The 21,619-nt window shown below is 40.1% G+C and carries 19 protein-coding genes; 9 read left to right on the plus strand and 10 right to left on the minus strand.

The genetic code is table 11. The features are described 5' to 3' along the window. Positions 1-137: 137 nt before the first annotated feature. Entirely contained in the window at positions 138-485 is a 348-nt protein-coding gene (locus BM192_RS06565; RefSeq protein WP_037443085.1) for a phage holin family protein, read from the minus strand. A gap of 18 nt (positions 486-503) precedes the next feature. Here BM192_RS06565 and BM192_RS06570 point away from each other — a divergent pair, with 18 nt between their 5' ends. The 4 genes from BM192_RS06570 to infB all read left to right on the plus strand — a co-directional run bounded on the left by BM192_RS06570 (position 504) and on the right by infB (position 6,079). Next, positions 504-929 carry a hypothetical protein gene (locus tag BM192_RS06570; RefSeq protein WP_037443083.1) on the plus strand — a complete coding sequence of 142 codons (426 nt, stop codon included), beginning with the start codon at positions 504-506 and terminating at the stop codon, positions 927-929. Between the two features lie 187 nt (positions 930-1,116). Then, positions 1,117-1,581: a ribosome assembly cofactor RimP gene (gene rimP, locus BM192_RS06575; protein WP_037443081.1), complete on the plus strand. Its 465-nt coding sequence runs from the start codon at positions 1,117-1,119 to the stop codon at positions 1,579-1,581. A 1-nt stretch (position 1,582) separates the two neighbouring features. Then, the gene (gene nusA, locus BM192_RS06580; RefSeq protein WP_037443076.1) at positions 1,583-2,818 is read left to right on the plus strand and encodes a transcription termination factor NusA; all 1,236 of its coding nucleotides are present in this window, start codon (positions 1,583-1,585) and stop codon (positions 2,816-2,818) included. 222 nt (positions 2,819-3,040) lie between these two features. After that, complete coding sequence (gene infB, locus BM192_RS06585) at positions 3,041-6,079, plus strand: translation initiation factor IF-2 (RefSeq protein WP_037443074.1); 3,039 nt, start codon at positions 3,041-3,043, stop codon at positions 6,077-6,079. Between the two features lie 74 nt (positions 6,080-6,153). Here the strand turns inward: infB and BM192_RS06590 are convergent, their stop codons facing one another. From BM192_RS06590 to BM192_RS06625, 8 genes are all read right to left on the minus strand, one after another. After that, positions 6,154-7,167, minus strand: a complete 1,014-nt coding sequence (locus tag BM192_RS06590; protein WP_074963934.1) for a glycosyltransferase family 2 protein — start codon at positions 7,165-7,167, stop codon at positions 6,154-6,156. Next, entirely contained in the window at positions 7,152-8,006 is an 855-nt protein-coding gene (locus BM192_RS06595; protein ID WP_037442217.1) for an alpha-1,2-fucosyltransferase, read from the minus strand. Before BM192_RS06595 ends, BM192_RS06590 begins: the two co-directional genes overlap by 16 nt. A gap of 26 nt (positions 8,007-8,032) precedes the next feature. Then, on the minus strand, positions 8,033-9,208 hold the full coding sequence (locus tag BM192_RS06600; protein WP_074588609.1) for a glycosyltransferase family 4 protein: 1,176 nt from the start codon (positions 9,206-9,208) through the stop codon (positions 8,033-8,035). Between the two features lie 49 nt (positions 9,209-9,257). Continuing rightward, entirely contained in the window at positions 9,258-10,220 is a 963-nt protein-coding gene (locus BM192_RS06605) for a glycosyltransferase (RefSeq protein ID WP_037442220.1), read from the minus strand. A gap of 115 nt (positions 10,221-10,335) precedes the next feature. Then, on the minus strand, positions 10,336-12,165 hold the full coding sequence (locus BM192_RS06610; RefSeq protein WP_037442396.1) for an ABC transporter ATP-binding protein: 1,830 nt from the start codon (positions 12,163-12,165) through the stop codon (positions 10,336-10,338). A 22-nt stretch (positions 12,166-12,187) separates the two neighbouring features. Further along, positions 12,188-12,985, minus strand: a complete 798-nt coding sequence (locus tag BM192_RS06615; protein WP_037442222.1) for a glycosyltransferase family 2 protein — start codon at positions 12,983-12,985, stop codon at positions 12,188-12,190. A 29-nt stretch (positions 12,986-13,014) separates the two neighbouring features. Then, a complete protein-coding gene (locus BM192_RS06620; protein WP_037442225.1) occupies positions 13,015-13,917 on the minus strand; it encodes a glycosyltransferase in 903 nt (300 codons plus the stop codon). 202 nt (positions 13,918-14,119) lie between these two features. Then, positions 14,120-14,824: a glycosyltransferase family 32 protein gene (locus BM192_RS06625; RefSeq protein ID WP_234797518.1), complete on the minus strand. Its 705-nt coding sequence runs from the start codon at positions 14,822-14,824 to the stop codon at positions 14,120-14,122. Between the two features lie 513 nt (positions 14,825-15,337). Between BM192_RS06625 and BM192_RS06630 the strand changes: the two genes are divergently transcribed. From BM192_RS06630 to recG, 5 genes are all read left to right on the plus strand, one after another. Further along, positions 15,338-16,681: an OmpA family protein gene (locus BM192_RS06630; protein ID WP_037442398.1), complete on the plus strand. Its 1,344-nt coding sequence runs from the start codon at positions 15,338-15,340 to the stop codon at positions 16,679-16,681. A 129-nt stretch (positions 16,682-16,810) separates the two neighbouring features. Continuing rightward, on the plus strand, positions 16,811-16,942 hold the full coding sequence (locus BM192_RS21260) for a DUF6728 family protein (protein WP_316741416.1): 132 nt from the start codon (positions 16,811-16,813) through the stop codon (positions 16,940-16,942). A gap of 1 nt (position 16,943) precedes the next feature. Beyond that, on the plus strand, positions 16,944-17,324 hold the full coding sequence (locus BM192_RS06635) for a RidA family protein (RefSeq protein ID WP_037442229.1): 381 nt from the start codon (positions 16,944-16,946) through the stop codon (positions 17,322-17,324). A gap of 1 nt (position 17,325) precedes the next feature. After that, on the plus strand, positions 17,326-18,231 hold the full coding sequence (locus BM192_RS06640) for an EamA family transporter (protein ID WP_037442400.1): 906 nt from the start codon (positions 17,326-17,328) through the stop codon (positions 18,229-18,231). Positions 18,232-18,235: 4 nt separating this feature from the next. Further along, on the plus strand, positions 18,236-20,341 hold the full coding sequence (gene recG / locus BM192_RS06645) for an ATP-dependent DNA helicase RecG (RefSeq protein ID WP_037442402.1): 2,106 nt from the start codon (positions 18,236-18,238) through the stop codon (positions 20,339-20,341). Here recG and BM192_RS06650 read toward each other — a convergent pair. Next, positions 20,338-21,546 carry a serine hydrolase domain-containing protein gene (locus BM192_RS06650; protein ID WP_037442232.1) on the minus strand — a complete coding sequence of 403 codons (1,209 nt, stop codon included), beginning with the start codon at positions 21,544-21,546 and terminating at the stop codon, positions 20,338-20,340. The genes recG and BM192_RS06650 overlap by 4 nt on opposite strands. Positions 21,547-21,619 lie beyond the last annotated feature (73 nt).

Here is a 21,619-nt window from a genome sequence, read left to right on the forward strand (position 1 = left end):
CTCAATACCGTTTTAATCTTTAACAGTATCCGAACGTAAATGCAGAATTCCATAATTTTCAACGAAATAAATAGGAGGTCGTATCATTGACAAAATGAGCGACCTCTTTTTTTATAAATCAGTTTTGCTGAAAGTGTTTATTTTTCACTTTCGCCGGCAATTGCGCCGAATAATCCTTTGATCACCGCAACCACGATGGCCAGGAGTGCAGCAGCAAAGAAACCGCTGGTATGGAATGACGTCATCATGCTGTCAACCAAAAGGATCATCAGTACGGTAATGATAAATGACACCAGGCCCAGGGTGAGAAAATTAACAGGAAAAGTCAGGATTCGCAGTATGGTGCCAATGGTGGCATTTGCGAGTGCAATTAAAATTGCGGCTATCACGGCAGACCCGAATCCGTCGATATGTACGCCGGGAACAAGATAGGAACCCAGCAGCATGGCCAGCCCCATCAATAAGATTTCGATAATTAACTTCATAATGTTTAGCTTTATTGGATGTTTAAGCGTTTGTTTTGTCTGCTGGTCTGGAGTACAGGAGCAGTGTGTTTGATTGCCTGTAATACTGCAAATAACAGGCCACTTTCGGTTGGTTTTTCTGCAGATAGCAACAGTATAGTGTTTAAGCAGATTGATCCTGCAGGACTGCAATTACTGCGGCAGGAACTCCCCGCTGATTCCGCGTTTAGTACGCTGATCCGGGTACTGGAGAAAGACCGGGGGGAAGATACCGAAAGAAATATTGCAGGAATATTCAGTGTTACTGACAGCAGTATTGTGTTTATACCTGAGCATACTTTTTCCAAAGGGAAAGATTATTTGGTGGTATCTTATCTCAACGCACGCTTTGCGACCGCAGGGATGTTGCTTAAAGGAAAAATGGATCATCAGCTTAAGCCGGAAGAGTATCTGCTTTCTTACTAGTACCCTGAAGATAAATGGATATTTCCTTTTAATAGGATTCTGAAATTCTGTAAATTAGCTGTGACGGGTTCTGGTCTTCGATAGCAGGGTTTATTTTTATTTATGAAATTAAATCCATACATTTGCAAGAAATAGAGGGGTAAGAGGGGGCTGGTGTCCCCTCTTTTCTTTTACCCGCAAATTGGTTATGCAAATAGAGAAGAGAGTAACAGCATTAGTTGAAGAAAAAATTTCTGACAGACCGGAACTATTTCTGGTTGAAGTCAGGATGTTGCCAAACAATAAGCTCATTATTCATGTAGATGGAGATGAAGGAATTAGTATTCAGGATTGTGCAGCGATCAGCAGGCACGTTGGTTTCCATTTGGAAGAAGAGAACACCATTGAAAAAGCCTATAATCTGGAAGTATCCTCTCCTGGTGTAGGTGAGCCGCTGAAGCTTAACAGGCAGTACCAGAAGAATATCGGACGTGATTTAAGCGTTAAATTGTCTGATGGTCAGTTAAAGGAAGGTAAACTCCTGTCGGTGGATGCAGAATCAATCCTCATTGAGGAGAAAGTAAAAGAAAAAGGGAAAAAGGCTCAATTGGTTGAAACCAGTCTGAACTTTGATCATATATTAGAAACAAAGGTTTTAATTTCATTTAAATAAAATGAGCAATATTAATTTAATCGATTCATTTCAGGAATTCAAAGAGTTCAAGAACATCGACCGTCCTACAGTAATTAGTGTACTGGAAGAAGTTTTTCGCAGTATGCTGCGTAAAAAATACGGGACCGATGAGAATTGCGATGTAATTGTTAACCCCGACAACGGGGATTTGGAGATCTGGCGCACAAGAAAAGTAATGGAAGACGGATTTTCGGAGGATGATGACCTGGAGATCGAATTGTCAGAAGTTAAACAACTGGATGCAGATATGGAAGTCGGTGATGACTATATCGAACAGATCACACTGGAAAGCTTTGGCCGCCGTGCAATTTTGGCTGCACGTCAGACTTTGGTTTCTAAAGTTCTGGAACTGGAAAAAGACGAAATTTTCAAAAAATATAAAGACAGGGTTGGTGAAATTGTTACCGGTGAGGTATACCAGGTCTGGAAGAAAGAAACGCTGGTACTGGATGACGAAGGCAATGAGTTGCTAATGCCTAAGACAGAACAGATCCCTGCGGATTATTTCAAAAAAGGAGACTCTGTGAGAGCGGTGATCCTTAAAGTGGATATGATGAACAGTACACCAAAAATCATCATTTCCAGAATTGCGCCTGAATTCTTACAGCGTTTGTTTGAAATTGAGGTGCCTGAGATCTTTGACGGTCTGATCACGATTAAGAAAATTGTTCGTGAACCAGGTGAACGTGCCAAGGTTGCAGTGGAGTCTTATGATGACAGAATTGACCCGGTAGGGGCATGTGTTGGTATGAAAGGTTCCCGTATCCATGGTATTGTCAGAGAATTAAAAAATGAAAATATTGACGTGATTAATTTCACAAACAATGTTTCACTCTACATCACCAGGGCATTAAGTCCTGCAAAAATCACTTCCATTAAGCTGGATGATGTAACTAAACATGCTTCGGTTTATCTGAAGCCTGATCAGGTTTCACTAGCTATCGGACGTGGCGGACATAATATCAAACTTGCAGGCAAACTGACAGGTTATGAAATCGATGTTTACCGCGAAGCAGGTGAGGAAGATGAAGATGTGGATATTGAAGAGTTCTCGGATGAGATCGATAGTTGGATCATAGACGAATTGAAAGCAATTGGTTGTGATACAGCTAGAAGCGTACTGGCTTTATCAGTGGATGAGCTGGTTAAAAGAACTGACCTGGAAGAGGAGACGATCAAAGAAGTGATCAGTATCTTACAGTCAGAATTTGAATAAACGTTTTCTTGTGAAATTGTCTGATGTTGCCACAGGCAGGTGTCAGACAGTTTCAACATAGTTAAAAACAAATAAATACGGAAATAGGGCAGGCTTTTATACCTTTTTAAAAAGAGGAATTAGGCATGCTAGAGCCTTAAACCGATAAAATCAATTTGTGAGGATGAAAAAACAAGAATAAACGTTACTTTTGTATAAGAATTAAGAAAAAATAGGATATCAATGTCAGACGACAAACCAATAATTTTATTTAAGGCAGTTAAGGAACTTAACGTAGGGATAGCTACGGCCGTTGAGTTTTTAGAAAAGAAAGGCTTTTCTGTTGAGAATAAACCCACTACTAAACTCTCCCGTGACATGTATAATGCATTGCTCAAAGAGTTTCAGGGAGATAAAATCGTAAAAGAAGAAGCCAATCAGATTGTTATTGGTAAAATTCGTCGTGATGAACCGGAAGTAACTGAGAAAGTTGCTGAGGCACCTAGAAAAAATGTGGAATTTGAAAATGAAGGTATTTTAGTTAAGAACCTTCATACATATACGCCTCCTGTTGTTGAGAAACAAAAAGAAGAGGCTCCGGCTCCTGTTCAGGAAACAGTAGCGGAAAAAGAACCTGAAAAAGCAGACGATGCAGCAATTAAAGGGGTCAAGATAGTTGGGAAAATTAATCTTGATGAATTGAATGCGAAGACACGCCCTGCTAAAAAGGAAGAGGCTCCTGCACCTAAACCTGTTCAGGCTGAAGCGGCTCCGGTCGCTCCGGTGCAAGAACCGGTTAAAGTGGTAGAAGAAACTCCTAAGGCAGAAGCGCCAAAAGCTGAGGAAGCAGTTAAGCCGGTTGAGAAACCTGCAGAAGAACCTGCACCAAAAGCTGAAACACCTCAGCCTGCAGCACCAATCAAAACAGAAGAAAAACCCAAACCTGTGGAATCACCCGTTGCTAAAGCAGAGCCGGTGAAAGAAAACCAGGCGCCTAAACCTAACCAGCCTGAAGAGGTTGAGGTTATAAAAGCCCGATCGGTTAAGCTTTCCGGACCTAACATTATTGGTAAAATTGTCTTGCCGACAACACCAGAACGTAAGTCACAACCTGTGGCTTCTTCAGGTGACAGCAATGACGCCAAAAGAAAACGTAAGCGTAAAAAGACGCCAGGCGCACCCGGTCATACGGGTACAGGCCAGAACCAGTCCGGTAGCGGACAAGGTGGTAACAGTGCGGCACCAGCAAGACCTGCAGGCGCTCCGACCTTTACCAACAGACCTGATTTTAGAAACAACACGAATAATACGGCTAACAGGCCGAATTTTAGAAATAGCAAACCTGGAGGCGGCCCGAAAGAAGAGCCAACTGAAAAGGAAATCCAGGATCAGATTAAAGCAACACTTGCACGTTTAAGCGGAGCAGGTAAGTCGGGTAAATTTGCACAGCGTGCGAAATTACGCCGTGGAAAACGTGACGACGTTGCTTTATCAGCTGAAGAAGCAGCTATGGAGCAGGAGCTTCAGTCGAAAGTACTGAGAGTAACTGAATTCGTAACTGCAAATGAACTGGCCAGCATGATGGATGTACAGGTAACCAAAATTATCGGAACCTGTATGAGTCTTGGTATGTTCGTTTCCATTAATCAGCGTTTAGATGCAGAAACACTAACTATTGTAGCCGATGAGTTCGGTTATGAAATCCAGTTTGTGAAACCTGATGATGAAAGTGACAGCATTATTGAAGAAGCAGATGCTCCTGAAGATTTAATTCCAAGAGCACCGGTTGTTACGATCATGGGTCACGTCGATCACGGTAAAACTTCCCTGCTGGATTATATCAGGAAGGCGAATGTTGTTGCCGGTGAGGCAGGGGGTATTACCCAGCATATTGGTGCCTATATGGTAACCACTCCAACAGGTAAACAAGTAACATTCCTGGATACACCGGGTCACGAGGCCTTTACGGCAATGCGTGCACGTGGTGCGAAGGTAGCAGATATTGCAATTATTGTTATTGCAGCGGATGATGCTGTGATGCCTCAGACGAAAGAGGCAATCAGTCATGCGCAGGCAGCAGGAGTTCCATTGGTGTTTGCCTTTACAAAAATTGACAAACCGGGTGCAAACTCAGATAAAATCCGTGAGCAGTTATCTATCATGAATATCCTGGTTGAGGATTGGGGCGGTAAGTTCCAGTCTCAGGAGATCTCAGGTAAAAGCGGTTTAAATGTAGACCTGTTACTGGATAAAGTATTACTTGAAGCAGAATTGCTGGAATTAACAGCAAATCCTAATAAACGTGCCACTGGTAGTGTAATCGAAGCAACTCTGGATAAGGGTCGTGGTATTGTAACTACAGTTCTGGTACAGGCAGGAACACTGAAAGTTGGTGATCCGATCCTGGCAGGAAGTTACAGTGGACGTGTAAAAGCATTGTTCAACGAACGTGGTCAGAAAGTTCCTCAGGCAGGCCCGTCAGTACCAGTTCAGGTATTGGGTATGCAGGGCGCGCCTACTGCGGGTGATAAGTTCAATGCGGTAGAGAGTGAATCTGAAGCGAGAGAAATTGCTAATAAACGTTTACAGTTAATGCGTGAGCAGGGACTGAGAACTCAGAAACATATTACTTTAGATGAGATCGGTCGTCGTCTGGCTATCGGTAACTTTAAAGAACTGAACCTGATTGTTAAAGGTGACGTGGATGGTTCAATCGAGGCATTAGCCGATTCATTGCTGAAACTGTCTACTGAAGAAATTCAGATTAACATTATCAGTAAAGCAGTTGGTCAGATCTCTGAATCTGATGTATTGCTGGCTTCGGCTTCTGATGCGATTATCATTGGATTCCAGGTACGTCCTTCTTCAGGTGCAAGAAAGCTTGCTGAAGCAGAACAAATTGATATCCGTTTATACTCGATCATCTATGATGCGATCAATGAGATCAAGGCTGCGATGGAAGGTATGCTTGCCCCTGAATTCCAGGAGAAAATTACGGCTAACGTCGAGATCAGAGATACCTTCAAAATCACTAAAGTTGGTACAATCGCAGGATGTATGGTCCTTGACGGAACAATTACACGTAACAGTAAGATCCGTATCGTCAGAGATGGTGTGGTTATCTACACGGGTGAGCTGGCTTCACTGAAACGTTATAAAGATGATGTGAAAGAAGTATCCAGAGGTTACGAGTGTGGTCTGAATATTCAAAACTTTAATAATATTGAAGTTGGAGATATTGTGGAAGCCTACGAACAAGTTGAAGTAAAAAGAAAGCTGTAATAAGCTTTTGAACATCATAAAAAGCCCTGCAGTTTAATACTGCAGGGCTTTCCTTTTTATATTTAAGCTGAAACTTAACGGTTGAAGAGTGCCTGTTTGATCAGTTTTCGAATTTGTTTGGGTGTAACAAATGACCATTCGAACAGCTCATTCTTAAAATAGAGGCTGAAAATATTCTTGTTGCTTTTTTGTCTGATGATCGCGAACCACTTTTCGAATAATATTTCATTGAAACGTCGCTCCGGGTATATTTTAACTTTACTATTGCTGGCTTTAAGGAGTTCTAACAGCTTAATGTACCCAGAAGGCTCTTTACCTTTGAATGTATGACAAATGATCTCGTGATGTAGCCTAATCAGGGTTTGGTCGGATGGAATTCCCAGGTTAGAATGCATTTCGCTGATAATGTCTTTTTCTGCAGCAACCATCCCGTCCGATTGCAATGTAGATATGTTTGTGTCATGTACTCTGTAGGATACGAGTACGTGATCTAAGTTCGCAACACCGTATTTTAGCGAAATCCGGTAGCTTAGATCGTAATCTTCTGCAGGGGCGAAATTTCTATAGCCACCAACGGCTAATATTGTTTCTCTGTTCATCATTAAGGATGAATTGATGAAGGGGTTTCCAAAAAGCATGTTAATGCCCATATCCTGCACTGTTCCGGTGTCAATCTTCATAAATCCGGTTTCTGCTCCTTTTCCATCAATGATGCGTGCATGTCCGCCGCATAAATGAACTTCAGGATGACTTTCGAAATAAGCTACCTGCAACTGCAATCTGTCGGGGCTAGCTATGTCATCACTATCTAGTATTGCATAGTAGATACCCTGAGCCTGCTGGATGCCGAGCTCTCTCGTGTAACTTAACCCCTTATTCGTTTCATTGTTGATCAATCTGATTCTGGAATCATTGAACTGCTCTATAATGGCTACGGTTGCATCTGTAGACCCATCATTTATGATGAGTAACTCAAAATCAGAATAGCTCTGATCCAGTACACTCTGGATGGAATCTTTAATATAAAGATCTCCATTATAAACTGCCATGAATACGGTAACGTATGGTTTGCTTACAGTTTTATCCATTGTTCCGGTATGATTTGATTGCTATCATCATTATTAGTCCATTTTTTTGGACCGATTACAATTTTATTTGGATTTTCATTTAACCATGCGGCCCACCAGCTGAAGCTGCTGTTCGCAATAATATTGTGTTTGCAGTAACTCATCAACTGCATATCTATATAGCTGTTATTATGGTCGTTGCCAGAAATATAGAATTTCGGATCATCCAAATCAAGATTCTCTTTACACCACTGCAGATCGTCAGAGAAGATATAAAATACAGGGGCATCCAGCGAGGCACTCATTTTACTAATTGCCTTTTTATAATAGTTAAGGGAACAAAGGCCTCCTAAAAGCTCGTCTTTAAGGTAATCCCCCCTTCTGATATGCACAGATACACTGGTCGTGCTCTTAATCGACTGCATATATTTGGAATTATCTTCGTTCAGTGGATTCTTAAATCTGAATTCAGCCCGTATTTTTTTTTCTATATCTATAAAATATTCCTGATTCTGCCAATATCCCCAATACAACATTGGTTTTTTGTTATGGAGTATATCTTTGTCAAAAGCGAAAAATATATCCTCGACCTTATAAGTGTTTTTTAACATTAAAACCCTTCTCATTTTACGGTACTTCCATGATCTGATATGAGAGCTATACAGATTTACAGTAAAAAGCGAGGCCTGGGGAGGATGAATACCAAATACCCTCGTTAGTTCAAAGCCGTTATGTAGCGTATAATTCTCGTATCCGGATAAATCTGTTTTGACAGATTTATACCGGTGAGATAAAGCCAGATAAAAAGCATATTGAAACATTTGATTTCCCAGACCACCCAGGATTTTGACTACTTTCATTTTAAAGAGATATAAAGGCTAATATATTACTTTGCCGGGATTGAGTCAAGAATCGTTTTACGATAAGCATTGGCGAAATTTTCGAACGAAAATTCCCGTTTGACTGTGTCATATGCATTTTGACTTACTTTTGCCAATTCGTTCCTTTCCTCCATAATTTCTGTGAATTTTACCACAAAACTGGCAATAATTTGTTCCTCATCAATGGGATTATTAATCAAGTAACCATTGCCTTTATGTTCACCAATGTAAGCATTTAGCTCTCCTACGTCGGTAGAGATCGGTATAAGTCCAAAACTCATTCCTTCTAAAATTACCATAGGAAGACCTTCTCTTCTTGAAGTTAATAAAACTATGTGAGCCCTTTTGTAAAATTCATTTAATACAGACTTATCATAGATGGCACCAACAAGCTGAATATTCTGCGGCATGTCTTCAGAGTCTTCAAAATCGCCAATTACAGTGAATTTAAGTGGCAATGCTAATTTCTGACATTTTTCAGCGATTGATTTAACGACATGAAATCTTTTCTCGGGGCTATTTCTTGCAACAAAAAGAACTTCAAGAATACCATTGAAATCCTTCTTCTGAAAAGGTTGCTCAATGTCAACGAAATTAGGAATGATCTCGACACGGTTTAGATAGCTTTCCTCTATAGCGTTTTCTGCATAATGATTTTTGAGCTGCTCTAATAATTTTTCGCCGAGTACAATTCTTTTATCAATCCGCCGTGTATAAGGTAAGCTACGCCATTCAGAACCTTGTTTAAAATCAGCAAAATTGTGGAGGAGATCGATAATTGTTACGTGTGGTTCTAAAAGTGGAATCATCTCATATAAGAACTCACTATTACCTCCAAAAACGATCGGCGATTTCTGTTTATTGATCATTTTAGCCAGTTTTTTGTACATGTGTTTTTTATAACTGACCTTTTCAGCCCATCTGCCCAGATTGATAACTGTAGAATTCGATTCGAATTCGTTTTTAAAGCCCTCGTTTCCAGATTTGGTCGTAATAAAACAAATAGGATCCAATGCCTTAAATAATTTTAGAAGGCTGATATGTACACGTTCTGCTCCTCCAAATGCCCAGGTGTAAAAGAAAAAGAACAATTTTCTTTCTTTGTTAAGTCCCGAATGTATTCTTGGATAATCTAAAAGCGCAGTAAAATTACTATAAGATCGTTTTATTTTTTTTATCATATTATCCTTATTAAAGCTGTAATCCGTAACTGTACAGCCTAATTATACTTTAGTCATTCTGAATAAACGCCTTGATCCTCTTAGATATATCATCTGTCGGGATGTCGAAAGGGAGCAAATGAAATAAAATATTTCTCGCTTTTTCGGTACGTCTTTTTGAAAAAGCAAAGAGAAGTCTAAATGGCATAGCCAATAAAAGCTTGGTTCGGTTAAAAGATCTTCCTGTATCAACGTGAACTTTGATGGCAACATAATACTTTAGAAGAATGGCGTCAGAATCCCGAAAACCTTTAACTAGTTGGTCTCTGAATTCAGTATTAAGTTTGTGAGCGCCAATAAAATGCTGATAAACCAACCTATCATCATAGTACAGTTTATAACCTTTCAGAGTAAGTCGCAGGCAATATTCGGTATCTTCTGCTGATAGAATATTAACTTCGCTCTCTTCAAGAAATGATTGATAATTTTTATACATGTTGAGGTAGACTGATCGTCTGGTGACCAGTCCAGCGCCCCACAGTCTTGATCCAGGTTTAAGTATTCCATTTTTATCTGCCTGAGGACCGGTTGCATAATCTTGACTATGCGCTGCAAACCAATCAGGGAGTTCAGACGCATCAGTTGCAGGGATACCCCGGCCACCAGCGGCTGCAACTTCGGGCATTGTATGTAGAATGTTATATGCTTTTTCTATATAGTCCGGTGCAAGCCAATTATCATCATCGCATATAATCAGAAACTCATATTCTGCTTTCTGAATTGCCTTTTGTAGCGCATATAATTTACCTGGCTTAGGTTCTTTAATGATTCTGAATGGAATATTTTCGGGGCAATTGGCATTCCAGATCGTTTCTGCCGTTGCTATGGTATCGTCAGAAGATCCGTTGTCTGCCAAAATTACTTCCCAGTGAATGGACGGGGATACAACTTGCTGGGTGATATGAATTATTGTTTGACTCAGTCTTGCCGCCCCGTTATGGGTGCAGATAATAATCGTCATTCCGTTTTTCATGTATTTTATTTATTTCTAACTACGCCAAATTTTTCGGCGTGGTTAGCTTATTCATCTATTCTTAGGTTAATTCAGGCTTCCATATTTAGAAGGGAAGAGAATTCTCACCGCTATGTTATTGTTCCACAAAAGTTTGTAATTCAATCAATCTGCTATAGATGCCTTTTTGCCGTAATAATTCATGATGTGTGCCCTTTTCAACAACTCTTCCCTGGTCGATGACAGCAATCATATCTGCATTCATAATTGTACTTAGCCTGTGTGCAATGACAATGGAAGTCCGATTTTCCATTAATTTGTTCAATGCATCCTGAACGAGTTTCTCTGATTCAGTATCTAAGGCAGATGTGGCTTCATCCAACAACATCACCGGGGGATTCGCTAATACAGCTCTGGCAATACAAATTCTTTGTCTCTGTCCTCCTGAAAGCTTATTTCCACTGTCTCCGATATTAGTGTCATAACCATTTTCTGTATTTGTAATGAAGCTGTCAGCATTCGCAATTTTTGCAGCTTGTATGATTTGTTCTCTGGTAGCAGACGGATTAGCGAAAGATATATTATTTGCTATAGTGTCATTAAACAGGATTGATTGCTGATTAACCGTACCGAGTTGGGCCCGGATGCTTACCATACTCAGTGATTTCAGATCATGTCCATCGATCGTTATTCTACCGGCTTGCGGATCGTAGAATCTTGGAATCAAATCCATTAAAGTTGTCTTTCCGCCGCCCGAGGGCCCTACAAGAGCCACAGTCTGTCCTTTTTTGATGGTCAGGTTAATATCGTGCAGAATTGTTTTTTCACCATAACTAAAACTGACCTGCTCAAATTTAATGCTGTCCGAAAATGTATTCAGTTGAATGGCATCCGGAACATCAACAAGTTCTGGTTTTGTATCGATCAAATCCAATACTCTCACCCCAGCAGCAATCCCGGAATGGATACCGCTAAATGAATCGGTAATAGCTTTGATCGGCTGCATGACCTGAGAAAAAATGGCAATATAAACCAGGAATTTTGCAGGGGTTAATTCACCCTGGTTATTCAAAATCATTGTTCCTCCGTAAAGTACAATAAAAACGACCACAAGTACACCCAGCGTTTGTGAGACGGGGGATGCTAATTGTTGTCTCCTGATCATTTTTCTGGTTAAATTAGAGTAAAAAATGTTCTCGTCGTCAAATTTAGTTTTGATTCTTTCAGCGGCATTGAAGGCTTTGATAATTTTAATACCACCTAACGATTCGTCTAAAAATCCAATCATCTTCGCAAAAGATTCGTGTGCCTGCTTTGCTTGTTGTCTTAACCTTTTAACGATTTTACTGATTATAAATCCTGATATCGGAATAACTAGTAGAGCAAATAGGGTTAGTTTGACGGAGATAGACAAAAGTACACCCACGAAGAATATTAATTGTACGGGCTCTTTAAAAAGGACCTGCAGTGTGTTAGTTACTGTAAACTGAACAACCTGGACATCAGAGGCTACCTTTGAAATAATATCGCCTTTGCGCTCGTTGCTGAAATAACCGACATGTAGATCCATAATATTATTGAACACAGTCTTTCTCAAATTCAATAAAGTATGAACCCTCAGATCTTCCATAAATCTTTGTGAAAAGTAACGAAAGAAGTTAGCCAGAAATACACAGACAACAATAACAGCGCAGACAACTTTTAAGGTGTAGAGCTTTCCGTAGGCAGTAATACAATAGGCAATATATTCATTGAACCGGCCAACCAGATCGAAAGTAGAAACGTTCTTTATTAATGTTGAGGGATGATCATTTGCCCCGGAAACAAATAGAGTCTCCAACAACGGCCCTAATAATGTAAATAGAAAGGTGTTAAATAATACAGCAAGAATAGTTGCTACCGCATATGGAATTGCAAACTTTTCTATGGGCTTTGCAAATGATAAAAGTCTGAAATATGTTTTGATCATGATTAATGAGGATGGCTATTTATACCTGTGCGTAGCCGTCGTTGCACCAGGATGATTTATCAGCTAATGTTCGTTTATAAATGACGTCATTCTGGGCGGAGTTGGCTCTTGAATTTATTTTATGATAAATGTGGTAGCATAATGCTGCCATTTTCAGTCGTCTCCTTTGCACACCTGAATGTAGCAGGCGGGCACCGAATTCATAATCTTCTCCTCCCCAGCCTTCAAAATTATTAAAATAACCATTAACTGCGATATAATCTTTTTTCCAAAAAGCCAGATTGCAACCTTTGATATGGTAGGGGTTAGAGGGGTCAAATATAAACAACCATTTCATGAAAGGTAGTCTAAGCGCATTAAATCTGCTGTAAAGGCCTTTTGAAAAGATTGAAAAAGTAATTTCCCTGGTTCTTAGAATTTCTTTTGACTTGCCTTCGCTAAGCATAGCGCGGCTTCCTTGTACAAAAAAACCTTGTTTAGCGGCATTACGGTGATCTTCTACAAAATTCGAGTCAAGTATAATATCACCGTCAATTTCTATAATATAGGCAGATTTGACTTCTTTGACGGCCTTGTTAAGTATTCTGCTTTTCCTGAATCCTTTGTCTTCATGCCATATGTGAGTAACAGGAAGTTGATAACGAGTTCTACAACCCTCGATGACATCAGCTGTGAGCTGCGAAGACCCATCATCTGCGATAATAATTTCATCAGGCATATCGGTTTGCTGAGCGACGCTCTTCAGAACAAGCTCAAGTGCCTCCGGCCAGTTATAAGTTGAAATTATTAAAGCAACGGATGCTTTTTGATTTTGCATTCTTTAAAGTTTGATCAGGAATGGTTTTGCTATTTTATTATTTTATAATTTTTGTACTCACCAATTCTCCAACCTGTTACCTGTTCTATTCGATGAAGCATTAATCTTCTGAATGATAAAGCAATTTTTTTAGGATTATGTTTGAAAACCCAATCCTGATTAGCAATTGTTTCTTTCATTGTAACAGGATGGCTGTCTGTAAATGGGGCAAGAATATCGGCGACGGTCCCGAAATCAAATGTTTTATAAGCTTTATATTGCTCTTCGGTTTTGTCTTGGGACTGATAGTAATTGTTGAATCTCTTTACTTTTCCAAGCAGCAAGTCCGGGTTTCTGCAATAGGAATAATGAAAAATCCTTGCATTCAGCAGACGCACATTAAGTTTTCTGCTATTTGTCTGTTGTAAATAATCATCATGACCAGGATATATTCTAAATCCCTGGGAGTCTTTATAGGAATATACTCCAGGTAAATTACGCACTATACGAATCTCCCGGCGATGCCATCTTCTGGTTGTTCCGATATGTTTATAGTCTCCTATAAAGTGATAAAAATTAAAAAGAAACCCTTCGACTCCGGGATCGTTTAAATTATCTTCCATCGCTTTTTTTATTTCAGCCAGGCTATCTTCATGAAATACTTCATCAGATTGAATATGAAACGCCCAATCTCCCGTGCAGGCTTTTAATCCAATATTTGCCTGTTGTGCAAATACCTGACCTCCTTTAATAAGGGCGTCATCCCATACAGTATCAATTATTTTGATTTTTGGCGAGCCTATTGCCTCTATAGCTTCACGTGTACCATCGTCTGACTTCCCTACAACAGCGATGAATTCATCACATAGAGGAAGGATAGAAAGTATAGATTCTATAACAGGATACCCGTAGGTAAAACTATTTCGCATATAGGTAAAACCACTAATCTTCATGTTGGAGTCTTGTTTGTATACAGATTGTTAAACGTGTCGTGTTCTTTTTTTGCGACAAATATAAATTTTATGTTAGGGAACTGATTGATAACGAGTATTTATAAAATAAAATCAATCTTGCTAAAGAGGGTTTAACCTTTCCTTAACCTTGTCTTCCTACCAGGGTCCTTTTCTCGCCGGTATATTATCAGGTAATTTTTTCTCAAGGTTTTAAAACCGGAGTCGTTAGTTGCTTCTGTTTCCAGTGATCTGCCTTCTTTTCGTAGAGGAAGAACTTGCCTAATTTGTATTTGACTTTTAAATGTCCGTCATAGTCTGTACCTAGTAAACGGAAATTAGTTTCGGGATGTTGTGCCAGGCTCTCTTTGATCGCCCTCGTATAAACAGTTGGTCCGGTCATCTGATGTACGTCATGCGGATAACGGTTGTGATTGATATTGTCCAGGACCAGTTCAATTGCTTTTTCAAGAAAAGGATGGCCCGCACTGAAAATCAAGGCCCATTGTGCGTAAAAGACAGGATCACCTTCCTTTGTGATTATCGCGGCATCGTCATCGTGAATGAAATTATCCAGGCGCGAGTTGATCCCACTATCGATATCGAGATAAATACCGCCCTTTTTATATAATACCGCATATCTAAAGAAGTCTGCTTTTGCAGCACCAATATTAAGGCGCTGATAGGCAGCGTTCATTTCTGGCCCGTATTCCTGCTGTAAGAAGGCAGAAATCCTTTCGTCGTCATAGAACTCATATGTATACTCCGGGTTTTTCTTTCTGAACCGGGCAATATGCCAGCGGGTGATCATCGGAAGTGCCTTTGATTTAAAAGTCTGGTGTATGATCTTCGGTATAGCCATTGAGTTGCTTGGATTGATGTTTTTCTGGTATTCTAATAGATGGTGCAAGTTAAAACATTTCTTTCAGGATACCTTATAAGGATTCTGTCAGCCTGCTCCGGCAGGCGAATCAGGAAGGTAGACCTTATATATATACCAGTTACGTTTGTCTTAAAAATAGGACTTTCTTGGCTTTTTAGGCTGCAGTATCCACAAAAGCAAACAATAGGCAGGCGAGGGATCAACTGCAGACAAAATGCCATCGTCCCATTTTACAAATAAAAAAAGTAGCTGATAAGGGACCACCAAAAGCAAGATTATAGGGGATGCGTGTTAATTACTTGATTTATAGATTGTTTTGCTTTTTTCTGCTGACAATTTGTTTAAAGCACATTATCCTGATTTGGATTTTCGTATTCGTGTTAATTTACGGATCGTAAGCAATTTTCCTGAACTGAATAAATATGTTAAATTTGGAACGGAGTTTGTGTAACTGTTGTGAGAATTAAAAATTTGTTTAATTTTGCTACACAAAAAAATTATACAATTTAAAATTTGTTTAACCTTAAAAAAGAAAAAATTATGAATTATTCTACTTTAAAGAAGGGGTTGGCGTTTTCTGTTGTTGCGGTTATGGGAGCATCTACGCTTGCATCTGCACAGGAAACTCCTGAGTCCTCGTCTTCAGCCAAGGTATTTGGCGGAAGAGGCCAGTACAGAACCTGGACAATCGGTGTTAATGGTGGTGTTATGTCTCCATTCTTAGCTATCGGTGGTAAAAACGATTTCACTAACGCTGATGTTAACTTAGGTTACGGTGTTTCATTGAAAAAACAATTAGGTCATGCTTTCGGATTAGAAGGTAATGTATTCCGTGGTAAAGTTTCTGGTACTAACAAAGACTTTGCTGGTGGTAACCAATTTGACCGTAAAGACTTCGAAACTCAAATCGGTTACGCAGTTGATTTAAGAGGTGTTGTTAACGTTGCAACTGTTGATTTCTTACGTCGTGAGAATTCAGTAAACTTCTTCGTTACTGCTGGTTACGGTTTAGTAGCTTATTCTCCAAAATTCACTACTGGTTCTGGTCAAGTTGTTGACTGGAAAGATAAAGCTGGTGAGTCTAACGGATCAGGTGATAAAAAATATGTAAAAGAAGCATATATCCCAATCGGTGCTGGTGTTAAATTTAAAGTTTCTGACCGTGTTGCATTTAACTTAGGTTATACAATGCACTTTGTTGACGGAGATAACTTTGATGGAACTTATGCAAAAGGAAACAATGATAAATTCTCATACGGTTACGCTGGATTAGAATTCTCATTAGGATCTAAATCTAAACCAGATCTTAACTGGGTTAATCCTTTAGCTTTAATGTATGATGAATTGAAAGATCCATCTTTACGTCAAGAAGTTGAAGCATTAAAAACTCGTGTTTCTAATGTTGAAAAATCTGTTGAAGATTTGAAAAAAGATAGCGATGGTGATGGTGTTTCTGATCAATTCGACAAATGCCCAGGTACGCCTGCAGGTACTGCTGTTGATGGTTCAGGATGTCCACTTCCAGTAGCTACTGCTCCTGTTGCAAACGCTAATGTAACTGGTTTCGAAACTATCCAATTTGAATTCAACTCTTCAGTTTTAAAAACTGAAGCTTATCCAACTTTAGATAAATTATCTTCAGTTTTACGTGAAAACGGTGGTAAAGCCTTAGTAAAAGGTTATGCTTCTAGCGAAGGTACTGCTGCATATAACCTGAAGTTATCTAAAGACAGAGCGAATTCTGTTAAAACTTACTTAGTAAACTCTGGTGTTTCTTCAAACCAAGTAACTACTAAAGGATTTGGTGAAGCTAATCCAATTGCTTCTAACGATACTGAAGAAGGTCGTATCCAAAACCGTCGTGTTGAAACTTCAAGAAACTAATCTTTCTTAAACAACATAAAAAGAGGGCCCTGATTCAGGGCCCTCTTTTTTTTTACACTCCCTGCTGAAAAGGCAGCCTCTCCTACAGAAAGTCTGCATGAATGTTCGTTTATTTTATACATTTGTTTTATGTATTTTTTCAGAAAAAAAGATCCTGACCGACCGACGAGTACCGACATAAAAATTATGCATGTCATTAATGTCGTCGCTATCACCGTTTTTCTGACCGGGATTATTTTAAAACTTTTACACCTGATTTAAGATGAAGAAAATTATTAACACTTCTAATGCCCCTGCTCCGATTGGTCCATATAGTCAGGCTGTCCTGGCTAACGGTTTTCTCTATGTTTCCGGACAAATCCCTATTAATCCTGCAACAGGCGAATTGAGCAAAGACTCTATCAAAGCAGAAACTGAACAGGTAATGAGAAACCTGAACGCTGTACTTATGGAAGCTGGGTTTGAATTCAAACATATTGTAAAAACAACTATATTTTTATCTGATATGGCTTTGTTTAATGAAGTCAATGAGGTTTATGCCGGTTATTTCAAATCGGATTTCCCGGCCCGTGAAACAGTTGCTGTAAAAGGTTTGCCTAAAGCAGTCAATGTAGAAATATCTGTTATTGCTTATAAAGGATAAGTTGGAAAAGTCTAATTTGAAGTACCTGCTCGCGGCATTGGGCTCTTTTGCACTCTGGGGCTTTTTTGCAATTCCGCTCAGGAACATCAAATCATTTCCCGCGGAAGAGATTTTATATTACCGGATCTTTACTTCTCTGATCTGCATCTGGGTGGCGATTCTGCTTTTTAGAAGGAAACAACTAAAAGCCGATATCCAGGTTATCAGAGATATAACACCTGCGAAAAGAAAGACCTATGCCTGGCAGTTATTAATGGCTACTGTGTTTCTGATGATGAACTGGTATACGTTTATATATGCTGTTAATAATGTCAGTCTGACCTCAGCAGCATTTGCCTATATGGTGTGTCCATTATTGACGGCATTTGGCGGCTTTCTTATCCTGAAAGAACCGTTATCCGGATTGAAGCTTCTCTCTTTGGGGCTGGCGCTTGTTAGTATTGTTTTCCTGGCCACGGGTTCTCTGACAGAAGTATTGTGGTCCACTGTGATTGCTTCTTTTTATGCAGGTTATTTGCTCATTCAGCGTAAAATGCAGGGGCTGGATAAATTAAATGTGCTTGCGGCGCAATTCGCTTTGGCAGTATTAATCCTGTTGCCTTTTTATTTTTTCAGGCATCATGGCTTCCCAGACAGTTCCTGGTTTTGGTTGAATATCCTTGCTATCGCCATAATATTCACTATTATCCCTTTATTCCTAAGTTTATACGCACTGATCGGTATCCCGTCTTCAACTTTAGGGATTATGATTTATATCAATCCGATCATAGCATTTGCTGTAGCAATCCTGTATTTCGGTCAGATCATTAGCCTGAATCAGGTTTATGCTTATGCCACGCTTTTATTTTCTGTAATTTTATTCAACTCGAAGCAGCTTAGAGAAATCTTTGTCGCTAAATCCAATTGATCTTTTGCTGAATGCTGATCTAGATACAACAATTGAGTTTCTGAAAGGGGTAGGACCCAAGAGAGCCGAAGTGCTGCAGAAAGAACTGGGTATTTATACCTATGCGGATCTGCTTGGTTTTTATCCTTTCCGTTATATTGACCGTACCAGGTTCTATAAGGTTTCAGAACTGGATCCGGAGCTTCCTTATGTACAAATTCTCGGCCGGATTACAGGAAAAGAAACAATCGGAGAAAAGCATAAAAAACGAATTGTTGCACGACTTACTGACGAAACCGGAACGATAGAATTGGTGTGGTTTCAAAGTCTTAAGTGGGTAGAAGAAAACATCATGCGCGGTAAAGTGTATATCGCTTTCGGTAAGCCAACGGTATTTAATGGTAGCTTCAGCATATCTCATCCTGAGCTGGAGCCTTATCCAAGACCGGCAACAGTTACGGGAAATTTAACATTGCAGCCAGTTTATAATTCGACTGAAAAACTAAAGAAGTTTTCAATTGACAGTAAGGGTATTCAAAAACTGCAGGCATTGGTTATTACGAGCTGTTTGTCTGAGGTTAGGGAAACGCTACCTGCATATATTCTGGAGAAATACAAATTGATCAGTCGTAAAGAGGCGTTGCTTCATATTCATTTTCCTGCAGATAGTAAGATGCTGCAGCACGCCCAGCGCAGGCTAAAATTCGAAGAGCTATTCTTTATTCAATTGCAGCTTTTGGCTAATAAACAATTTCGGGAGCTTAAGTTCAAAGGACACCGTTTTTGCCTGGTTGGAAATTATGTCCATACCTTTTACCAGGACATTCTCCCTTTTGAATTAACAAACGCTCAAAAAAGGGTCATAAAAGAGATCCGTACTGATACGCAGCGTGGCATTCAAATGAACCGGCTTGTGCAGGGAGATGTGGGCAGCGGTAAAACCGTCGTCGCGCTAATGAGCATGCTCCTGGCAAATGATAATGGATTCCAGGCCTGTATGATGGCGCCTACAGAAATTCTGGCGAGGCAGCACTATCATTCTATTTTTGAATTGGTCGGCGATCAGCTAATCCGGGTGGCTATTCTAACGGGAACAACAACCAAAAAGCAGCGTACGCTTTTGCATGCGCAGCTGGAGGCGGGTGAGATAGATATATTAATTGGGACACATGCTCTCATCGAAGATAAGGTGGTTTTTAAAAATCTGGGGCTGGTCGTTATTGATGAGCAACACCGGTTCGGCGTTGAACAACGGGCGAAATTGTGGCGCAAAAATGCAGTGCCGCCTCATATTCTGGTCATGACGGCAACACCGATTCCACGTACACTCGCAATGACGATCTATGGTGATCTGGATGTTTCGGTGATAGATGAGTTACCCGCCGGGCGAAAACCAATTGACACCCGTCATCTCTACGAGGGGCAGCGTTTACGCATGTTTGGCTTCATGAAGACTGAAATTGCTAAAGGGAGGCAGGTCTATGTGGTTTACCCGTTAATTAAAGAAAGTGAAAAGCTGGATCTGCTCCACTTGGAAGCAGGTATTGAACAGATGCGGTATCAGTTTCCCCTGCCGGACTATCAGATCAGTATCGTCCACGGTAAGATGCCAAATGCAGATAAGCAGTTCGAAATGGATCGTTTTATTACTGGTAAGACTCAAATTATGGTGGCTACTACCGTCATAGAAGTTGGTGTAAATGTTCCAAATGCTTCGGTTATGATTATTGAGAATGCTGAGCGCTTCGGACTCTCCCAGCTGCACCAGCTCCGGGGTCGTGTAGGCAGGGGGGCGGAACAAAGTTTTTGTATTCTGATGTCCGGTAATAAATTAAGCAAAGAAGGCCGTAAAAGGCTGGAGACAATGGTGAGAACAAATAACGGTTTTGAGATCTCTGAGATCGACCTGGAACTGCGTGGACCAGGTGATCTTTCTGGTACGCAGCAGAGTGGTGTGCTTGACCTGAAGCTGGCAGACTTGGTTAAAGATCAGCAAATCCTTCAGGAAGCCAGAAACACGGTTATTGATATTTTCCAGCAAGACCCTCTGCTTACTTTACCCGAAAATGCGCTTTTGAAGCGTTTTACAGATAAAAAAAACAGAGGGATTGCACTGGATAAAATTTCTTAATCTTCGTCGCTTCCGGGAAGCGATCCGGACCCGCTGTATGCTCCTTTCCGGATAACAGGTACGCCGAGATGTTTATAAAGTTCATCTAAATGAAGTAAACTTCCATTAGTTAGGTTACCCAGAAATACAATTACAATATTTTTGTCCAGATCTCGGACGTATATATGTCTGAATCCATGCCACCACCCCGTGTGGTAAACCACTTTCCTACCTTTATTTCCGTCGAACATTCTCCACCCATAGCCGTAATTAAAGTGGCCGTTAACAGGTTTATTATGTCCGGTATAAGCCGAATCCAGGCTCGCTTGTGTAAGCAATCTTCCGGTTCTGAGCGCATTGTCATATAAAACGAGATCGTGAACTGTACTGTATATTCCCTTGTCTCCAACAGGGCCATCCAGGAAGTTCTGTACTACCGAATACTTCCATGTGCGGTCGTGGCCGACAACGTCAACAGGTATTTTCGGATACACTGTTGTCGAATATACATGCGTATTTTTCATGCCTGCCGGTTTAAAGACATGATCCATCATATAATCTGAATAGGGTTTGCCGGTTACCTTTTCTATGATGGAAGCCAATACCATGTAATTTGAATTGTTATAGTGAAATCTGGTATCAGGCTTGGCGTAACGGTTAGGCTTGTATTCTGCAATCAGGTTCATGACGTCCATATTGCTCATAGGTTTCTTCTTATCTTTCCATACACCGTCACTGAAATAGACATAATTCATCATCCCACTACGGTGCGTAAGTAATAACCTGACGGTCACTCCTTCATAGGGGAAATTTGGGAAGAATTTTTTGACATCATCAGTCAGGTGGATTTTACCTGCTTCTATCAATTGCATAATCGCTACACCCGTGAACGTTTTGGTGATAGATGCGAGTTCAAACTCTGAATTGATTTTGAGACTGTCCCTGTGTAGGTAGTCTGCCCATCCTAAAGACTTTTCATAGAGTATTTTGCCATCTTTGGCAACAAGCATGTTTCCGTTAAATCCGTATTTTTTATGGAGATTCTGAGCAAAGTCAGCAATCCATTTATCCCCTTTTTCAGGATTATAAACCAATAAAAGACTATCTTTTTTATCATCGCTAACTGTCCGGATTTTCGGATCCGCTATTTTTTTTTCGGAGTTGGAGCAGGCACTAAATGTAGATACAGCTAGTAAAGCTGCAAAGGTAATTATACGATAAGTCATGAATTGGTTTGGTCTTTTTTGAAGCTCGAAAAATAACACTATTACCGCTTAAAACGCAAAAGAGTTTTAAACA

This window comes from Pedobacter antarcticus (assembly GCF_900112985.1).
Taxonomy (GTDB): Bacteria; Bacteroidota; Bacteroidia; order Sphingobacteriales; family Sphingobacteriaceae; genus Pedobacter; species Pedobacter antarcticus.